This is a genomic window from Janthinobacterium agaricidamnosum, from assembly GCF_003667705.1.
GTDB lineage: Bacteria > Pseudomonadota > Gammaproteobacteria > Burkholderiales > Burkholderiaceae_D > Janthinobacterium.
In genome coordinates this window covers 3,907,948-3,925,409 of the sequence record NZ_CP033019.1, presented here as the reverse complement: position 1 = coordinate 3,925,409, position 17,462 = coordinate 3,907,948, and the positions used below count along the sequence as shown (strand labels likewise).

17 protein-coding genes are annotated in these 17,462 nt (G+C 64.1%); 13 read left to right on the top strand and 4 right to left on the bottom strand.

Annotation, left to right across the window (positions count from 1 at the left end; genetic code table 11):
• Positions 1 to 37 precede the first annotated feature (37 nt).
• The 4 genes from D9M09_RS17710 (at position 38) to D9M09_RS17695 (ending at position 3,950) form a co-directional block, all read left to right on the top strand.
• The gene (locus tag D9M09_RS17710; protein WP_070288691.1) at positions 38 to 1,216 is read left to right on the top strand and encodes a hypothetical protein; all 1,179 of its coding nucleotides are present in this window, start codon (positions 38 to 40) and stop codon (positions 1,214 to 1,216) included.
• 166 nt (positions 1,217 to 1,382) lie between these two features.
• Positions 1,383 to 1,928 (top strand): LysE family translocator, encoded by a 546-nt coding sequence (locus D9M09_RS17705; protein ID WP_240453408.1) that lies wholly within the window; start codon positions 1,383 to 1,385, stop codon positions 1,926 to 1,928.
• Positions 1,929 to 1,937: 9 nt separating this feature from the next.
• Positions 1,938 to 3,404: a PLP-dependent aminotransferase family protein gene (locus tag D9M09_RS17700; protein ID WP_121670024.1), complete on the top strand. Its 1,467-nt coding sequence runs from the start codon at positions 1,938 to 1,940 to the stop codon at positions 3,402 to 3,404.
• A gap of 147 nt (positions 3,405 to 3,551) precedes the next feature.
• Complete coding sequence (locus D9M09_RS17695; RefSeq protein ID WP_070288688.1) at positions 3,552 to 3,950, top strand: VOC family protein; 399 nt, start codon at positions 3,552 to 3,554, stop codon at positions 3,948 to 3,950.
• Positions 3,951 to 3,976: 26 nt separating this feature from the next.
• Here the strand turns inward: D9M09_RS17695 and motA are convergent, their stop codons facing one another.
• Together motA and D9M09_RS17685 are read right to left on the bottom strand one after the other, a co-directional pair.
• Positions 3,977 to 4,840 (bottom strand): flagellar motor stator protein MotA, encoded by an 864-nt coding sequence (motA, locus tag D9M09_RS17690; protein WP_035820336.1) that lies wholly within the window; start codon positions 4,838 to 4,840, stop codon positions 3,977 to 3,979.
• Positions 4,841 to 4,882: 42 nt separating this feature from the next.
• On the bottom strand, positions 4,883 to 5,803 hold the full coding sequence (locus D9M09_RS17685) for a LysR family transcriptional regulator (RefSeq protein ID WP_121670023.1): 921 nt from the start codon (positions 5,801 to 5,803) through the stop codon (positions 4,883 to 4,885).
• A gap of 105 nt (positions 5,804 to 5,908) precedes the next feature.
• Here D9M09_RS17685 and D9M09_RS17680 point away from each other — a divergent pair, with 105 nt between their 5' ends.
• The gene (locus D9M09_RS17680; RefSeq protein ID WP_070223949.1) at positions 5,909 to 7,078 is read left to right on the top strand and encodes a mandelate racemase/muconate lactonizing enzyme family protein; all 1,170 of its coding nucleotides are present in this window, start codon (positions 5,909 to 5,911) and stop codon (positions 7,076 to 7,078) included.
• Between the two features lie 2 nt (positions 7,079 to 7,080).
• Here D9M09_RS17680 and D9M09_RS17675 read toward each other — a convergent pair whose 3' ends face one another.
• Positions 7,081 to 7,785 (bottom strand): hypothetical protein, encoded by a 705-nt coding sequence (locus tag D9M09_RS17675; RefSeq protein ID WP_121670022.1) that lies wholly within the window; start codon positions 7,783 to 7,785, stop codon positions 7,081 to 7,083.
• A gap of 185 nt (positions 7,786 to 7,970) precedes the next feature.
• On the opposite strand from D9M09_RS17675, the gene D9M09_RS17670 reads away from it, so the two are divergent.
• From D9M09_RS17670 to D9M09_RS17635, 8 genes are all read left to right on the top strand, one after another.
• On the top strand, positions 7,971 to 9,029 hold the full coding sequence (locus D9M09_RS17670) for a DUF4105 domain-containing protein (RefSeq protein ID WP_162995741.1): 1,059 nt from the start codon (positions 7,971 to 7,973) through the stop codon (positions 9,027 to 9,029).
• Positions 9,030 to 9,247: 218 nt separating this feature from the next.
• Positions 9,248 to 10,510, top strand: coding sequence for a DEAD/DEAH box helicase (locus D9M09_RS17665; RefSeq protein WP_121670020.1), 1,263 nt, complete (start codon positions 9,248 to 9,250; stop codon positions 10,508 to 10,510).
• 87 nt (positions 10,511 to 10,597) lie between these two features.
• On the top strand, positions 10,598 to 11,056 hold the full coding sequence (locus tag D9M09_RS17660) for a hypothetical protein (protein WP_070223944.1): 459 nt from the start codon (positions 10,598 to 10,600) through the stop codon (positions 11,054 to 11,056).
• 146 nt (positions 11,057 to 11,202) lie between these two features.
• The gene (locus D9M09_RS17655; protein WP_083287572.1) at positions 11,203 to 12,069 is read left to right on the top strand and encodes a response regulator; all 867 of its coding nucleotides are present in this window, start codon (positions 11,203 to 11,205) and stop codon (positions 12,067 to 12,069) included.
• Positions 12,066 to 12,398, top strand: a complete 333-nt coding sequence (locus tag D9M09_RS17650) for a hypothetical protein (protein ID WP_099411175.1) — start codon at positions 12,066 to 12,068, stop codon at positions 12,396 to 12,398. The genes D9M09_RS17655 and D9M09_RS17650 overlap by 4 nt, the downstream gene beginning before the upstream one ends.
• Positions 12,395 to 13,234 carry an HDOD domain-containing protein gene (locus tag D9M09_RS17645; RefSeq protein ID WP_070223940.1) on the top strand — a complete coding sequence of 280 codons (840 nt, stop codon included), beginning with the start codon at positions 12,395 to 12,397 and terminating at the stop codon, positions 13,232 to 13,234. Before D9M09_RS17650 ends, D9M09_RS17645 begins: the two co-directional genes overlap by 4 nt.
• 14 nt (positions 13,235 to 13,248) lie before the next feature.
• Positions 13,249 to 14,712: an ATP-binding protein gene (locus D9M09_RS17640; RefSeq protein WP_070223938.1), complete on the top strand. Its 1,464-nt coding sequence runs from the start codon at positions 13,249 to 13,251 to the stop codon at positions 14,710 to 14,712.
• A gap of 14 nt (positions 14,713 to 14,726) precedes the next feature.
• The gene (locus D9M09_RS17635; protein ID WP_121671139.1) at positions 14,727 to 16,076 is read left to right on the top strand and encodes an HD domain-containing phosphohydrolase; all 1,350 of its coding nucleotides are present in this window, start codon (positions 14,727 to 14,729) and stop codon (positions 16,074 to 16,076) included.
• Here the strand turns inward: D9M09_RS17635 and D9M09_RS17630 are convergent.
• Complete coding sequence (locus D9M09_RS17630) at positions 16,073 to 17,404, bottom strand: ATP-binding protein (protein WP_070223936.1); 1,332 nt, start codon at positions 17,402 to 17,404, stop codon at positions 16,073 to 16,075. The two genes, D9M09_RS17635 and D9M09_RS17630, sit on opposite strands and share 4 nt — an antisense overlap.
• Positions 17,405 to 17,462 lie beyond the last annotated feature (58 nt).

Here is a 17,462-nt window from a genome sequence, read left to right as displayed (position 1 = left end):
CAAGGTGATTATTTCGATATTCTTATAGGTTTGCACAATGGCATATGACAGGATTGATTGGCATTCTGGTGGAAAATATCCCGATGATTTGCCGGAAGAGCATGGCGGCATCCATATCGGCATGTTCCTGGCCTGGCTGGTTCACCAGGACATGGCGAGCAATTTCCACCGCACGGATTCCGCCGGGGAGTTAAGGCGCCTGCTCAGTCGGGAAATTACCGGACTACAATTTCTGATTGATGCTTGCGATGGCAAACTATGGGAAGAAGATCTCAACGATCAGGGCAATGCTTTCGCCGTTGACTATTACGACGCAAAGTCGGCATTTGCCCGACAGCATGGCAGTTTTCTGCAAGACTATTGCGACGTGTTCAACCGTCACGCCGCCGCGCACGGCTTTGAGTATCCGAGCGTCTATCACGTCGAGAATACCTGGGAGAAATTCGATCAACTGAAACCCATCCTCGACCAGCGCTACAGCCAATGGCAAGCGTGGTCGGCCGATCCCGTCAACCGTCATGGCGATCCAAAAGCCCAGTTTCTTCACGCTTGCCAGGAAGTCGGGAAATTTCTCGCGCCCCATGGCTTTAAGCCCAACAAGGCAGGAACCGTTTGGAAGAAGGTGGCTGCCGATAAGGACACCGTTTTCGAGGTGTCGTTCGAGCCCGAGCGCTATAATTCCCGCAGCGATGTCCGCATGAAGGTCGACCTTTCCATCGCCAGCAAGGCCCTCAAGAAGTGGCTTGCGGAGAAGGGCGGCGGAGCTGGTTACGATGGCGCCGTTCTGTTCGGCGGCCTGCTTCGATCCGAAAAAGATGCCAGCGCCATGATCTGGCAGGTGGCGGGTTCGACGGCGCGTTCCTCGATTGAGCAGATGTGCCACTTGCTTGCCGAACGCGCGCTGCCGCTGTTCTCCTTGTTCGCCGATCGTCCGCGGGCGCTTGAACATCTTGCGTCGCATGGGGGCGGTTTTCCCGCCATTTGCGATCCATCGTCTACCCCTTTGTCATTCCTGTTGTGCTTCGGGACGCAGGAACAGGCGCAGCGTTTTTTCACTGGATACTTTTCTTCCAGGCCATCCCCATGGCGGCGCAATATCATCCAGACATTCACCAGGCTTCAAGCAGGCGAGGTGTGGGCATCTTCTGCCTACTCGAACGAAAGCGACATCAAGCTGGCGTTTCAAAGCGGCCTGATGTTGCCGCAAAAATCCTGACTTTCGTATCGCCGCTGTAGCAGTCGTCCGGCTGATACAGCATGTGCCTGTACGCGCCGCCTTGTGCCTTGTCGCCGCCGTGCCGCGCTTCTAGACTGGGGCCTTCTCCACGCTGCGACTGCCTGCCATGACCGAACTTCTGCCCCTGATGAGTTATTGCTTTGTGATGTCCGCCACCCCCGGGCCCAACAACGTCATGCTGGCCACCACCGGCGCCAATTTCGGCTATCGGGGGGCGCTGCCGGTGATCCTCGGCATCCAGGCCGGCATCTTTGTGCAGACCATGCTCATGTGCGTGGGGTTGGGCAGCGTGTTCGTCGCGTACCCGATGGCGCAGCAGCTGCTGCGCATCGCGGGCGCGCTGTACCTGATGTTTTTGGCGTGGAAGCTGGCCGGCGCCTCGGTGGCGGGAAGCAGCGCGCCGAAGGCGGTGTCGTTTGCGCAGGCGGCGCTGTTTCAGGCGCTGAATCCCAAGAGCTGGCTCAAGGCGATCACCATGGCGTCGGTCTTCATGCCGGCGCACGGCAACATGCTCGCCGGCGCGCTGCTGGTGTCCGTGACCGGCACCGTGGTGGGCATGCCGTGCAACGCCATGTGGGCGCTGTTCGGCGTGTCGATCCGCAGCGTGCTGAAAGCACCGCGCAACCAGCGCATCTTCAATCTGGCGATGGGCGCCATCCTGCTGGTCCTCGCCCTGACGTTTTTACGCTAGACTTGCGCCATGTTCGCCATCGACCGCTCCTCACCCATTCCCCTGTTCAAGCAGATCGAGGCCGCACTGCGCCAGCAGATCGCGCAACGCGTGCTGCCTGGCGGGACCAGGCTGCCGTCGATCCGCCAGCTCGCCACGCAGCTTGCGGTCAGCACCAACACCGTGGTGGTCGCGTATGACAGGCTGGTGGCTGCAGGCGTCATCGATACGCACGGCACGACAGGCTTCTTCGTCTGCGCACCGGCTGACGCCGGCCGCGCCATTCCCGACGAGGTGGCGCTGGAAGCGGGACAGGAGCAGGAGCCGGTTTGGCTGAGCCAGCAAGTGAACGACCAGCGGCCGGGCGTGCTGCTGGCCAGCAGCGGCGCCTTGCCGCCCACCTGGCTGCAGGACGCGCTGCCGGCGGCCGCCGTGCAACGCGGTCTGGCGCGCAGCGCGGCCGGCATGGCTTCGCGCTGCCCGCCGCAAGGGCTGGCCGAGCTGCGCGAGCAGATCGCGCTGCTGTTGCGCGGTATCGGCATCGCGGCGGACGCCAGCCACATCCTCACCACGTTCGGCGGCACCCATGCCATCGACCTGATCTGCCGCACGTTCCTGCAGCCCGGCGATACGGTGCTGGTGGAAGACCCCGGATACTTCCTGATGTTCGGCAGGCTGCGCCAGGACGGCGTGCGCCTGGTGCCCATCCGGCGCCGGCCCGATGGCCTCGATCTGGACGAGCTGGAAGCGGCTTGCCGCACGCACCGTCCGCGCCTGCTGTTCATGCAGACGGCCTTGCACAATCCCACCGGGTGGAGCAGCAGCGCCGCCAACCTGCACAAGGTGCTGATCATGGCGCAGCAGTACGGCTTCCTGATCGCCGAAGACGACGTGCACGGCCATTTCCAGCCGGGCCACAGCACGCGGCTGGCGTCGCTGTCCGGACTGGACGGCGTGATCTACTATTCCAGCCTGTGCAAGGCGCTGAGCCCGGCCCTGCGCATGGGCTACCTGGCCGCGGCGCCTTCCCTGCTCAAGCCCTTGATGCGCACCAAGATCCATTCCATCATGACCTTGCCTGCGCTGAACGAATACGTGCTGCTGGAAGTGCTCAAGGCCGGCAATCTGCGCAAGCACCTGGAGCGGCTGCAACGCAAGATCATGGTGGCGCGCAACGCCAGCACGCGTCAGCTGAGCACGGCCGGCGTGCTGTTCGAGCAGCCCGGCGACGCAGGCATTTTCCTGTGGGGCAGCATGCCCGAAGGGCTGGACGTGGACTTGCTGGTGCAGGATGCCTACCGCAACAAGATCCTGCTGATGCGCGGCGCCGCGTTTTCGGCCAACGACACGCCCGATCAGCACATCCGCTTCAACGTCGCCTTCAGCCAGCATCCGCGCGTGAGCGCCTACCTGGAAGAACGCCTGCGCGCGGTGGCTGGCGCGCGCTCAAGCCTGGCCCGCGCCCGCGCCGCCGCCAGCATCGAGGGCAAGTCCTGAGCATAGTCCGCGCCTTTCTTCAGTATTTATTGATATTCTGGAGGAACGATTTTTTCGTAAGCGTGTCAATTTGGTATGCCGTCACTCGTCGCAGGGAAGGCGCACCGCTTGCCCATCCCACCTTCACCAAGGAAGCAAGGAATCGCCATGAACAAACAGATCATCCTCAACCTGCCCGTGAAGGAACTGGATAAATCCAGGGCCTTCTTTTCCTCGCTCGGCTTCACCTTCAATTCCCGCTTCAGCGGCGAGAACGCGGCGTTCATGAACATCGTCGAAGGCAGCATCGAGGCCATGCTGACGACCGAACCGTTCTTCCGGTCCCTGATCGACAAGCCGCTCGCGGATGCCCGGCAAGCCAATGAAGTCGTCATTTGCCTCAGTTGCGAAAGCCGGGAAGAGGTGGACAGCCTGATCGCCAAGGCCGCCGCCGCGGGCGGCCGCATACCGCATCCGCCCGAAGACCATGGCTTCATGTATGACCAGGGCTTCGAGGATATCGACGGCCACCTGTGGAACCTGGTCTGGACGGCGCCGCAAGCCTGACGCGCCGGGTAAGCAGGCAGGCGGGATCAGTTCTTCGTGCGCACCTGGCGCACGTGGTTTTCCAGTTCGCTGAACGAAGGGCGTTCCGTGGCGGAAATGACCTTGCGGCCGAATTCCACGGCCAGCGCCGGCGCGTAGCCATTCAGGCTGGCCAATAACGTCACTTTCACGCACTGGTACATCTTCGCCGTTTCATGGTGCTTGCGGCGCAGCAAGCTGGCCAGCGGCGCGATGAAGCCGTAGGCCAGCAAAATGCCGATGAAGGTGCCCACCAGCGCCTGTGCGATCAGCACGCCCAGCTCGGCCGGCGGCAAGCCGACGGAGGCCATCGTATGCACCACGCCCATCACGGCGGCCACGATGCCGAAGGCCGGCATGGCGTCGGCCAGCTGCGAAATCGTCTGGATCGGCATTTCCGCGTCTTCATGGTGCGTTTCGATCTCGTTATCCATCAGATTTTCGATCTGGTAGGCGTCCATATTGCCCGACACCATCAGGCGCAGATAATCGGTGATGAATTCCAGGATGTGCTCGTCACCAAGCGTGTACGGGTATTTCACGAAGATGGCGCTGCGGTAGGGGTCGTCGATATCGTCCTCGACCGACATCAAGCCTTCCTTGCGGATCTTGCTGAGGATTTCATACATTAGCCCCATCAGCTCCATGTAGCGCGCCTTCGTGTATTGCGAGCCGTGGAACAGGGTGGGCAGGGCGGCGAACGTGGCGCGGATGGCCTTGGCGTCATTGCCGACAAAGAAGGTGCCCAGCGCGGCGCCGCCGATCATCAGCAGTTCCAGCGGCTGGAACAGGGCGCCCAAGTGTCCCCCCTGCATGGCGAAGCCGCCGAAGACGGAAAACAGCACGACGAGAAATCCGAGTATGACTAGCAAAACCTACTCCTTCATAATATTGCCATATCGCAATATTATAGTTTAACCTGATTCTGCCGCTGTGGCCGCTTCCGGCTGCAATTGCTGGATGAGAAAATTGATAAAAGCGCGCACTTTGGCGGGCAGCTGGTGGCGGCTCGGATAGTAGGCGTACAGGTCGGCCGGCGCCAGCGTATAGTCGGCCAGCACCACGCGCAGGCGGCCGCTGTCGAGGTAGCGCGCCAGGTCCCATTCCGAACGCAGCAGGATGCCGTGCCCGTCCAGCGCCCAGCCCAGCACCACGTCGCCATCGTTGCTGGCCACCGTGCCGCGCACCTTCACCGTGTGGCTGGCGCGGCCCTTACTCATGCGCCAGATGCCATAGGCGTCGTCGTTCTGCCGGTGCACGATGCAACGGTGCTGCGCCAGGTCGTCCGGTGTCCGCGGCGTGCCGTGCGCCTGCAGGTAGGCGGGCGAGGCGCACAGGAAGCGCCGGTTCGACATGATGCGCCGCGCCGACAGCCGCGTGTCGGGCAGCTCGCCGAAACGGATGCCCAGGTCGTACGCCTGCTCGACGAGATTGATGGGGCTGTCCGTCAGCTGCAGCTGCACTTCCAGCTGCGGGTGGCGCAGCGCGAATTGCGACAGCAGGGGCGCGATCACCGTGCGCCCGAAGCCCAGGGTGGCATTCACGCGCAGCAGTCCGCGCGGCTCGGCGCCGCCGCTGGCCAGCGACTCCTCCATGGCGCGGATATCGTCGAGGATCTGCCGCGCCTGCCGCAGATAGCTTTCGCCGTCGCCCGTCAGGCTGATGCGCCGCGTGCTGCGGTTGAGCAAACGCACGCCCAGGCGCTGCTCCATCAGCACCAATCGCTTGCTGACGGCGGGCGGCGTGATGCCCAGCTCGCGCGCCGTGGCCGACAGGCTGCCCAGCTTGGCCAGCAGCACAAAGAAGGCCATTTCCGTGGTGGCATCCGTTTTCATGGTTCATCTTTCACTTCAAGTGAATAATGCTTTAAATTGATATCGATTATATGGCTTTGTATCGCGGTAAGCTGGCGTCATTGTTTTCATCCACAGGAGAGCCGCATGAAAATCGTCGAGATCCGCGAAAAGACCATCCCCATCTCTTCCCCCATCCGCAACGCCTACATCGATTTCACGAAGATGACCTTAAGCCTGGTGGCCGTCGTCACCGATGTGATGCGAGACGGCAAGCCCGTCGTCGGCTACGGCTTCAATTCGAACGGCCGCTATGGCCAGGGCATGCTGATGCGCGAGCGTTTCATTCCCCGCATCCTCGAGGCAGATCCCGCTTCGCTCGTCACGGAGGACGGCGCCAACCTCGATCCGCACAAGGTCTGGGATTGCATGTACACCAATGAAAAGCCGGGCGGCCACGGCGAACGCTCGGTGGCCATCGGCACAATCGACATGGCCATCTGGGATGCCGTGGCGAAGATCGAGAACAAACCGCTGTTCCAGCTGCTGGCCGAACGCCACGGCACGGGCGTGCCCGACAAACAGGTGTTCGTGTACGCGGCGGGCGGCTATTACTACCCGGGCCAGAGCCTTTCCGCCCTGCAGGACGAGATGCGCAGCTATGTCGACCGCGGCTACACGGTGGTCAAGAAAAAGATCGGCGGCGCCTCGCTCGATGAAGACTTGCGCCGCATCGACGCCATCATGGAGGTGCTGCAGGATGGGCAGAAGCTGTGCGTGGACGCCAACGGGCGCTTCGATCTCGATACCTCGATCGCCTACGCCAAGGCGCTGCGCCAGTACGATCTGTTCTGGTATGAAGAGGCGGGCGATCCGCTCGACTTCGAGCTGCAAGCGACCTTGCGCAGCTATTACGACAAGCCCATGGCGACGGGTGAGAACCTGTTTTCCATGCAGGATGCGCGCAACCTGATCCGCTACGGCGGCATGCGCGCCGACCGCGACTGGCTGCAGTTCGACTGCGCCCTCAGCTACGGCCTGGTGGAATATTTGCGCACCCTGGACATGCTGCACCAGCACGGCTGGTCGCGCAGCCGCTGCATCCCGCACGGCGGCCACCAGATGTCCTTGAATATCGCGGCGGGCCTGGGCCTGGGCGGTAACGAATCGTATCCGGATTTATTCCAGCCGTTCGGCGGCTTTCCCGATGGCGTGCGCGTGGAAAACGGCCACATCACCATGCCGGACCTGGTCGGCATCGGCTTCGAGGGCAAGGCGAACCTGTATGCGGAAATGCGCGCGCTGAGCGGGCAATAACCTCAGGCCGGTGCCTGCCGTTTGACCTGCGCGGCGCGGCTGCTCTTCTCCCAGCGGAACAGCCACATGATGATCAGCTTGGTCGTGGCGCTGACGCTGGCGAGCAGCAGCAATGGCCAGCCCGTCGACAGGCCCATGACGCAGGCAAAGAAGATGGTGCTGACATCCATCGCCAGGATGAACTGGCTCATCTTTAACGACACGGCGCCCGTCCTGCCCGACCGGTAAATGAGGCGGATCTGGTGCGCATAGCCCTGCGCCAGCATCACGGTGACGGCGACGATCAGGCTTTGCGAGATCACGCGCTTTTCATCGCTGAACGTGGGGCCGAAGGCCAGCCCCGCCACGCCCGCGCACAGCAGCAGCGCGCAGGTCAGCAGCGCATGGCGCGATGCCCGGCTGCGGCGGTCGCGCTCGATTTCATGCAGGATGGCCAGCGCGATCAGGGAAGCGACCAAACGGGGCCAGACGATGTAGTGGTTGAACGGCGTGATCGAATAGCCGTAGACGAAGAACGCGCAATACGCGAGGAAGCTGACGGTGAACTGGTTGAGCGACAGGATGTCCGTCGTCTTGCCCGCGCCGATACCGGCATCGCGCTTGCGCCGCCAGATTTTTTGCAGCTGCGACCACAGGCCGTACAGGCTGACGATGATGAACAGGGAATTGAGGCTGCCGGCGAGGGCGTAGAGGGAAGGGGCTTGCAAAGGTGTCTCCGGAAATCGGCAAGGCCGCACTGTGGTGACAGGATGCCTTGTCTATACATTTTATTTTTGCAATATGCTCTCATGAAATAAATTAGCAGGCAAGCAATGATGTGCGGCCAGTGCCTGTTGTTCGGCTGTACTTGCTCGGACGCACCTCTTCCTGCGCTTGCCCGTATAATCGGGGCATGACTTTCTTATCACACCATGCCCGCTCCGTGCTGGCCAGCATTGGCAAAATGGCCGTTTCCCTGATTATCCTGTTGACTGCACTGTGGGGTGCGCTGGCGCTGTGGTACCAGCTGTCCGGCGGCACGGCGGCGCAAGCCATCGGCGCCTTGCTGTGGGCCGCGCTGGGCGTGGCCAGCATCGCGTTGTGGTGGACGCGCGGCGACGCGCGCGTGCTGCTGCCGTATGCGGCCGGTTTCATCCTGCTGCTTGTGTGGTGGAGCCTGATCGCGCCGAAACAGCAGCGCGTGTGGGCCGACGACGTGGCGCGCAATGTGACGGGCACGCTCAAGGGCAACCTCGTCACCCTGGACAATGTGCGCAATTTCGACTGGCGCAGCGACGACGATTACACGGTCAAGTGGGAGCAGCGCAGCTACGACCTCGACGAGCTGCGCACGGTGGATACGGCGCTGTCGTACTGGACGGGGCCGTACATCGCGCATACGCTGATCTCGTTCGGCTTCGCCGACGGGCGCTTTCTGACGTTTTCCATCGAGATCCGCAAGGAAAAGGGCGAGAGCTTTTCCGCCATCGGCGGCTTTTTCAAGCATTTTGAAATGAGCCTGATCGCCGCCGACGAGCGCGACATCCTGCGCGTGCGCACGAATGCGCGCGGCGAGGACATGCATCTGTACCGCGTGATGATGCCGAAAGCGGCCATGCGCTCACTGTTCCTCGCCTACCTGGACGAGGCGCAGGCGCTGAAGAACCAGCCTCGCTTCTACAACACCCTGACGGCCAACTGCACCACCATCGTCTTCGAGATGGTGCGCCGCATCGTGCCGGGCCTGCCGCTCGACTACCGGCTGATGGCCTCGGGCTACCTCGACCGCTATCTGTTCGACGTCAAGGGCCTGGTACCTGGCCAGACCTTCCAGCAGTTGCGCGATGGCGGTCACGTCACGGCGCGCGCGCGGGCCGCCAACGACGATGCGGACTTTTCGCATACGATCCGGCGCGGCATCCCGGGCTACGATGACGCGGGCCATCCGACGCTGCAAATGCCCAAGCAATGATCTACTGTCGCAACGACGCTCAATCAAACCGTAGCGAGCGGAAGGAAGAGGTGGCCGAGAAGCGGAACTGTACGAATAGTACAGTGAGCATCGCAGGCCGCCTATGCCGACGCGCAGTAGGTTTGGTTGGGCGTTAACGGTCATTGCCTTATACTGTCGCTATCCCGACCGGCCGCACATTGCGGCCGGTCTCACTTTACGAATAAAGAAGGCCCGCTATGCCATTTTCCTCCCTGGGTCTGATTCCCGCCCTGGTCCGCGCCGTCGACAAGGCCGGCTATGCCGCGCCGACGGCCATCCAGGCGGCCGCCATTCCCGCCATCCTGCGCGGCAGCGACGTGCTGGGCGCGGCCCAGACGGGTTCCGGCAAGACGGCCGCCTACGCGCTGCCGCTGCTGCAGGCGCTGATGGCGCCCGCTTCCGGACCGCGCCAGGTGCGCGCGCTGATCCTCGTGCCCACGCGCGAGCTGGCCGCGCAAGTGGGGCAGACGGTGCACGCGCTGGCCAAGCCGCTGCCCGTGAAACTGAAGATTTCCGTGCTGTTCGGCGGCGTGTCGATCAATCCGCAGATGATGGACTTGCGCGGCGGCGCCGATATCGTCGTCGCCACGCCGGGCCGCCTGCTGGACCTGGTGCGCCAGAACGCCGTGAAGCTGGGCGGCGTGTCGCTGTGCGTGCTCGATGAAGCCGACCGTCTGCTCGACATGGGTTTCAGCGACGAGATCAACGCCATCCTGGCGCTGCTGCCCAAACAGCGGCAAAACCTGTTCTTTTCCGCCACCTTCCCCGACAGCGTGCAGGCGCTGGCCGACAGCCTGCTCCAGGACCCCGTGCGCATCGAGGTGGCGTCCGAAGCGCAGGACAAGCCCGATATCGTGCAGCGCGCCATCACGGTCGACGTGCCCCGTCGCACGCAGCTGCTGCGCTACCTGATCCTGCAGCAGCAGTGGGAGCGCGTGCTGGTGTTCGTCGCCACCAAGTACGCGGCCGAACACGTGGCCGACAAGCTGCAGCGCGCGGGACTGCACGTGGGCGCCTTCCACGGCGAATTCAGCCAGGGCACGCGTAGCCAGCTGCTGGCCGACTTCAAGGCCTGCCGGCTGCAGGTGCTGGTGGCCACCGACGTGGCCGCGCGCGGCATCGACATCGCCGGCCTGCCGGCCGTCGTCAACTACGACTTGCCCCGTTCGGCCGTCGACTACACGCACCGCATCGGCCGCACGGGCCGCGCCGGCGAAAGCGGCACGGCCATCAGTTTCGTCACGGCCGACACGGAAGCGCATTTCCGCCTGATCGAAAACCGCAACGACTTGCGCATCGTGCGCGAAGTGGTGGCCGGTTTCGAGCCGACGGAACTGCCTGCGCCCGTGCATCCCGTCACCGATGCGGTGAACGGCGGCGTGAAGGGCGCGCGCAAGAGCAAGAAGGACAAATTGCGCGAAGCGGCTGCCATGGCGGCGAAGGCGACCGGGGACAATTAAATTGGCCTTATGTGCGCTGGCCGCTTGAACGGCCAGCCATCCCGCTTTAAGATTGTGTTTCTATAAAGCAAGGGGACGGCAATGCACATGATATACACCATACGCGCGGGCGTGCTGGCGGGCGCGCTGGCGCTGGCCGGTTGCGCCGGCCTGGGCGGCAAAACTGACAGCACCGGCATGCAGATGCCGGGCAAGACGCCGGCCGATGCCGCCGTGGCCGCCACCTGGTACAACCCGCCCAGCGAATTTCCCGGCATTTGCCTGACCCAGTTCAAGGATGGCAGCCTGCGTTTCGACGGCGGCTTCGCCTTTTTCAACCCGGGCCGCTGGACGTATGACGCGGCCACGTCCGAACTAAGTCTGGCATTGGCGCCGACGCCGTCTCTGGAACTGTCGCACGCGCAAACGGTGCTGCACAAGAATCTGCTGAGGGTCGATGCGGCCAGGAACACGCTGGTGTACGCCGTGAAGGCCGACACGCAAGCCATCGGCCTGGGCGGCTTTGTGTTCTACCGCAACACGCCTTGTCCGGCGCGGCGCGGATAAGTGCAGGATAAGTGCAATGAAGGAATATTTAGTCGTATAATTTCAACGCAAGCTGGCTGCCGCGCAAGACTCGCAAGACTGTCTCGCGCGGCAGATTCCCCTCCAGGCAAGCTCCGATATCGCCATGGCGATGAGAGGATGGTCCGATGGATGTGCACGACGAGCATGGCATGCCGGGTATGGCGGCGCTGGCGGCGGACGCCGGGCAGCAGCCTGCGGCGGCGCCGCGCACCTTGCTGCTGGTCGATGACGAGCCCAATATCCTCGCTTCCCTCAAGCGCCTGCTGCGGCGCGATGGCTACCATATCATTACGGCCAACAGCGGCCAGGAAGGGCTGGACGTGCTGGCCAGCCATGCCGTCGACGTGATCGTGTCGGACCAGCGCATGCCGGGCATGCTGGGCGCCGACTTCCTGCGCAAGGCCAAGCTGCTGTGTCCGCAAACCATCCGCATCATGCTGTCCGGTTATACCGAGTTGCAGGCCGTCACGGACGCCGTCAACGAGGGCGCCATCTTCAAGTTTCTCACCAAGCCCTGGGAAGACCATCAGCTGCGCGAGCATATCGCCGAAGCCTTTCGCCTGAAGGGCATCGACGACGACAATGTGCGCCTCAATGCGCAGCTGCGCGACGCCAACCAGGCGCTGGCGGCGGCCAATGCCGCCATGCAGGCGCTGGTGCGCCAGCAGCAGCATCAGATCAGCCGCGACGAGGTCAGCCTCGGCATCGCGCGCGAATTGCTGCAATTTCTGCCGCTGCCCGTGATCGGCCTCGATGAGGACGGCATGATCGCCTTCATCAACGCGGCGGCGGCCAACCTGTTCGAACGGGGCGCGGCCCTGCTGGGCAACGAGGCGGCGATCGTCTTGCCGCAATTGTTTGACGGGCAGGGCGCGCCTTGCCTGGCAGCCATCGATGGCCAGCCATATACCGTGGCGGTCCATCCGATGGGCCTGCATTCGCGCTCGCGCGGCAGCCTGGTCACCCTGAGTCGTCATGGAGCGGATACATGAGTGAAAGCGGACGCGAAATTTCCATGGAGCAGGCGCAGGAAGGCATGGTGCTGGCGCAGGCCTTGAACGACGCCAGCGGCGCCGTGCTGCTGGCCCAGGGCGCCACCCTGACGGCGGCGAACCTGGCGGCTTTGCGCCGGCGCAATGTGGAACGCTGTCACGTCGTCATGGATGAGGCGCCCGACCCCGCCGCGCAGGCGCACGCCGAGCAGGAACGCTTGCGCCGCCTGGAACGGCTGGCCGTGCTGTTCCGCGCCACGCCGCCCGATTCCGCCGGGGCCGAACTGCTGGCGCTGGTGCAGCGCTACCGGCAAGGGGGCGCGGCATGACACGGCTCAGCTTTGAACATATCATCCGCCAGATACAGGAACTGCCTTCGCTGCCGGTGGTCGTGCTGGAACTGCTGTCGAGCATGGATCAGGACGACACGGACGTGCACGTGCTGGCGCAAAAGATCGAGCTGGACCAGGGCCTGGCGGCGAAGACCCTGCGTATCGCCAATTCCTCGTTCTACGGCATGCAATCGAAGGTCACCAGCATTCCGCAAGCCGTATCCGTGCTGGGCTTTCACAGCATCCGCACCGTCGTCACGGCCTGCGCCCTGACGGGCAGCTTCGCGCCGGTGAGCGGCGGCTTCGATTTCCAGGCATTCTGGCGCCATTCGCTGGCCACGGCCATCGCCGCGCGCCTGCTGGCGCCGCACTTGCGCGTCAATCCCGAAACGGCGTTCACGGCCGGCCTGCTGCACGACCTGGGCACCCTGGTGCTGGTGACGCGCTTCCCGGCCGAGCACGCCCTCGTGCGCAGCTACCGCCAGGCGCACGACTGCCAGATGGCCGAGGCGGAACTGGCCGTCATCGGCATCGACCACGCGCAGGTGGGCCGCGCCCTGGCCGCCTACTGGAAGTTTCCCGAGGCAATACAGCAGGCGGTGGCCGACCACCATGCCATCGACCGGCTGGAAGCGGGCGGCTTGCCGCTGGCCGTGCACATGGCCAATGCCGTCGCCCTGGCGCTCGATCTGGCCGGGGTCGACGATGCGCTGGTGCCGCCGCTGTCGCCGGCGGGCTGGCGCAGCGTCGCGCTGGATGAGCAGGCCTGGCTGGCGCTGCTGGCGCAAACGGAACACACCTTCGATGAAATGTCGCGGATCATGCTGGCATGAACAGGATAGAGGCCATGGAAACAGATGCAGGACAGGCGCTGCCCGCCATGCCGGAACGCCGCCAGGGCGACACCATCGCGCTGTCGGCATTTTTCGACGGCCATCCCGTGGCCACTTTCGCCATCGATACGAACCACGTGGTGACGCACTGGAACAGCGCCTGCGAACAGTTGCTGGGCTTTACGGCCGCCGAAATGGTCGGCACGCGCGACCACTGGAAGGCGTTTTATCCGCAGCCGCGCGCCTGCCTGGCCGACCTGCTGGTGGCCGACGATATCGCGCTCGGCGAAAATGACCTTTACCTTGGCAAGCTGAAGCGTTCTCCCGTGATCCCCGGCGCCTTCGAGGCCGAGGATTTCTTTGCCGATATCGGGCCCGACGGCCACTGGCTGCATTTCACGGCGGCGCCCCTGCGAGACCGCCAGGGACGCCTGGTGGGCGCCATCGAAACCCTGCGCGACGTGAGCGAGCGGCGCCTGGCGGAACTGGCGCTGCGCAAGGCGCACGACAATCTGGAACACCTGGTGGCCAAGCGCACGGCCCAGCTGGCGGAAATGAACGAACGCCTGGCCGACGATATCCGCCAGCGCCAGATCGCCGATCTGGAACTGCGCGAGCGCAACCTGGCCCTGACGGAATTGAACAGCAAGCTGTCGCTGGCCCAGCAAAAGCTGCTGCAGTCGGAAAAACTGGCGTCGATCGGCCAGCTGGCCGCCGGCGTGGCGCACGAGATCAACAATCCCATCGGCTATGTGTTTTCCAATGTCGGCACCCTGGAAGGTTATCTGGATGACCTGTTCAGCATGCTCGACGCCTACGAGGACGCCGAGCCGGCCGTCGCCGACCCCGTGGTGGCGGCGCGCCTGCGCGCGCTGCGCGAACAGATCGACCTCGATTTCCTGCGCACCGACATTCCCATGCTGATGGGCGAGTCGAAGGAAGGCATTTCGCGCGTGCGCCGCATCGTGCAGGACCTGAAGGATTTTTCGCGCACGGATGCGCACCAGGAGTGGGTCTGGGCCGACCTGCGCCAGGGCATCGATACCACGCTCAACATCGTGAACAACGAGGTCAAGTACAAGGCCGACGTGGTGCGCGAATATGGCGACATTCCCGATATCGAATGCCAGCCTTCCGAACTGAACCAGGTGATCATGAACCTCGTCGTCAACGCGGCCCACGCCATGGGCGAGGCGCGCGGACGCATCACCCTGCGCACGGGCAGCGACAACGCCACGGAAGTGTGGATCGAAGTCGAGGACACGGGCGGCGGCATCGCGCCCGAACACCTGTCGCGCATCTTCGACCCGTTCTTTACCACCAAGGCGGTCGGCAAGGGCACGGGACTGGGCCTGTCGCTGGCCTACACGACGGTGCAGAAACACCATGGCCGCATCGACGTGCGCAGCATCATCGGCCGCGGCACCACCTTCCGCATCACCTTGCCCGTGCGCCAGGCGCAGCCCGTCACACCATGAACGAACAGGACAGCATGAGCACGAGCACTAGCACTAGCACTAGTACCAGCGCCAGCACCAGCACCGCGGCCGCGCCGCCCACCATCCTGTGCGTCGACGACGAACCGAATATCCTGTCGTCGCTGCGGCGGCTGTTCCGCCCGCACGGCTACCGCGTGCTGACGGCCGACGGCGGCGCGGCCGGCCTGGCCCTGCTCGAGAGCGAAACGGTGGACCTGGTCATCTCCGACATGCGCATGCCGCACATGGATGGCGCGCAGTTCCTGGCCCAGGTGCGCCAGCGCTGGCCCGGCACCATCCGCCTGCTGCTGACCGGTTATGCCGATATCCAGTCCATCCTCGACGCCATCAACCAGGGCGAAATCTACCGCTACGTGACCAAGCCGTGGGACGAGAACGATATCGTGCTGGTGGTGCGCCACGCGCTGGAACGGCGCGCGCTGGAACAGGAAAAACGGCGCCTGGAAGCGTTGACGGCCAGCCAGAACGTGGAGCTGCAGGCGCTCAACGCCAGCCTGGAAGCGAAGGTGGCCACGCGCACGCAGCAGCTGAAACAGTCGCACGACGAGGTGCAGGCGGCCAACGAGCGCCTGAAAGCCACGTTCGTGACGACGATCAAGGTGTTTTCCAACCTGATCGAAATGCGCGGCGGCAAGCTGGCCGGCCATGCGCGGCGGGTGGCCGAGCTGTCGCGCAAGCTGGCGCAGGCGCTGGGCCTGGAAGGGCAGGAGGCGCGCGACGTGTTCATCGCGGCCTTGCTCAAGGATATCGGCAAGCTCAGCCTCAGCGACGACGTGCTGGAACTGCCGGCCAGCGCCTGGACGGGCGAGCAGCTGGCCGCGTTCCGCAAGCATCCGCTGCGCGCCGAACAGCTGCTGATGGCGCTCGACGAGCTGCGCGCCGTTTCCGTGATCCTGCGCTCGCAGCTGGAGCGCTTCGACGGCGGCGGCTTTCCCGATGGCCTGGTGGGCCTGGCCATTCCCATGGGCGCGCGCATCCTGGCGCTGGCGTCCGACTACGACGGCTTGCAGATCGGCGCCATGGTGCAGCGCAGCCTGCGCGCCGACGAAGCGCGCACCCTGATCTACGACAGCATCGGCAAGCGCTACGACCCGGCCGTGGTGGCCGCTTTCCGCGGCATCATGGAGGAGACGGAGCCGCCGGCGCGCGACCTGACCGTGCTGTCGGGCCAGCTGGAACCGGGCATGGTGCTGTCGCGCGACCTGATCAGCCGCGACGGCCTGATGCTGCTGGCGGCCGAACACGTGCTGACGGCCCGCGTGATCGCCCAGCTGCTCGATTTCGAAGGCAAGAATGGCGGGCGCCTCAGCATCCGCGTGTACGCGCCCGTGAAGGACGCCTAGGCGTTCGCGGCCGCGGCGGTGGGCGGCTGCAGCGGCAGGTGCACGGTAAAGCGCGTGCCCTGGCCCACTTCCGAGGCCACCTCGATGCGTCCGCCGTGCTTGTTGACGATGCCGTACGAGAGGGACAGGCCCAAACCCGTGCCGCTGCCCACGGCCTTGGTGGTGAAGAACGGCTCAAAGATGCGGTTCAGGTGCTCGGGCGCGATGCCGGCGCCCGTGTCGCCGATTTCCACCCACACCCAGTCGCCCGCGTGGCCCGTGCGGATGCTGATCACGCCGTCGCTGCTGATGGCCTGGCCTGCGTTGACGAGCAGGTTCATGAACACCTGGTTCAGCTGCGAGGCCAGGCACAGGATCGGCGGCAGCTCGCCATAGTGCTTCTCGATGCGCGCCTTGTATTTCAACTCGTTGGCGACGATATTGAGGGTGCTGTCCAGGCCCGCATGCAGGCTGGCCACCTGCCAGTCCGTCTCGCCCACGTGGGAAAAATCCTTCAGCGCCTGCACGATGTCGCGCACGCGTTTCAAGCCATCCATCGATTCGCGCACCAGATCGACCATGTCGTCCTGCAGGAAGGCCAGGTCGGCCTGCGCGCGCACCTCGGCCACGCGGGCGGCCAGGGCCGGGCCGTCGGGCGTTTCGCGCATCGCCGCTTCGTATTGCCCGATCACGCCGAACAGGGTGCCGACATAGCCTTGCAGCGAACTCATGTTGGAATTGACGAAGCCGATCGGGTTATTGATTTCGTGCGCGATGCCGGCCGCCAGCTGGCCGATGGACGCCATCTTTTCCGATTGCAGCAGCTGGTCGTGCGCTTCCTGTAACTTGCTGATCAGTAGTTGCTGCTCTTCGCCGCGCGCCTGCAGCATCGCTTCCATGCCCTTGCGTTCCGTGATATCCGTCAGCGAGCCGATCACCTCGAACGGCACGCCGTGCTCGTCGCGCACGAGGCGCAGGCTGTCGTGCATCCACAGATAGCTGCCGTCGCGCACGCGGAAACGGTATTCATAGGCGCGGGCGCCTTCGACAAAGATCTGCGCCAGGCTGGAAAAGATGCCGGGCGCATCGTCGGGGTGGATGTGGTCGAACCAGAAATTGGGATCGGCGACCATGTCCTCGGGCTGGTAGCCCAGCACGTTCAAGGCATTGTTGCTGACAAAAGTCATCTTGAAGTCGCCGCTGGGCACGGTGCAATAGATGATGGAGGGCGTATTGTCGAGCAGGTATTGCAGGCGCACGGCCGTAGCCGCCGGTGCTTCATCGCCAGGCGCCGCCCCGGCATGCCGGCCGGTATCGGGAGTGGAAAGGTCGAAATCCTCGAACTGCATCGTCACACCTCGCTGCCTGCACGGCATAGCTGTCATCCTGGCTGAATTATGCCTGATT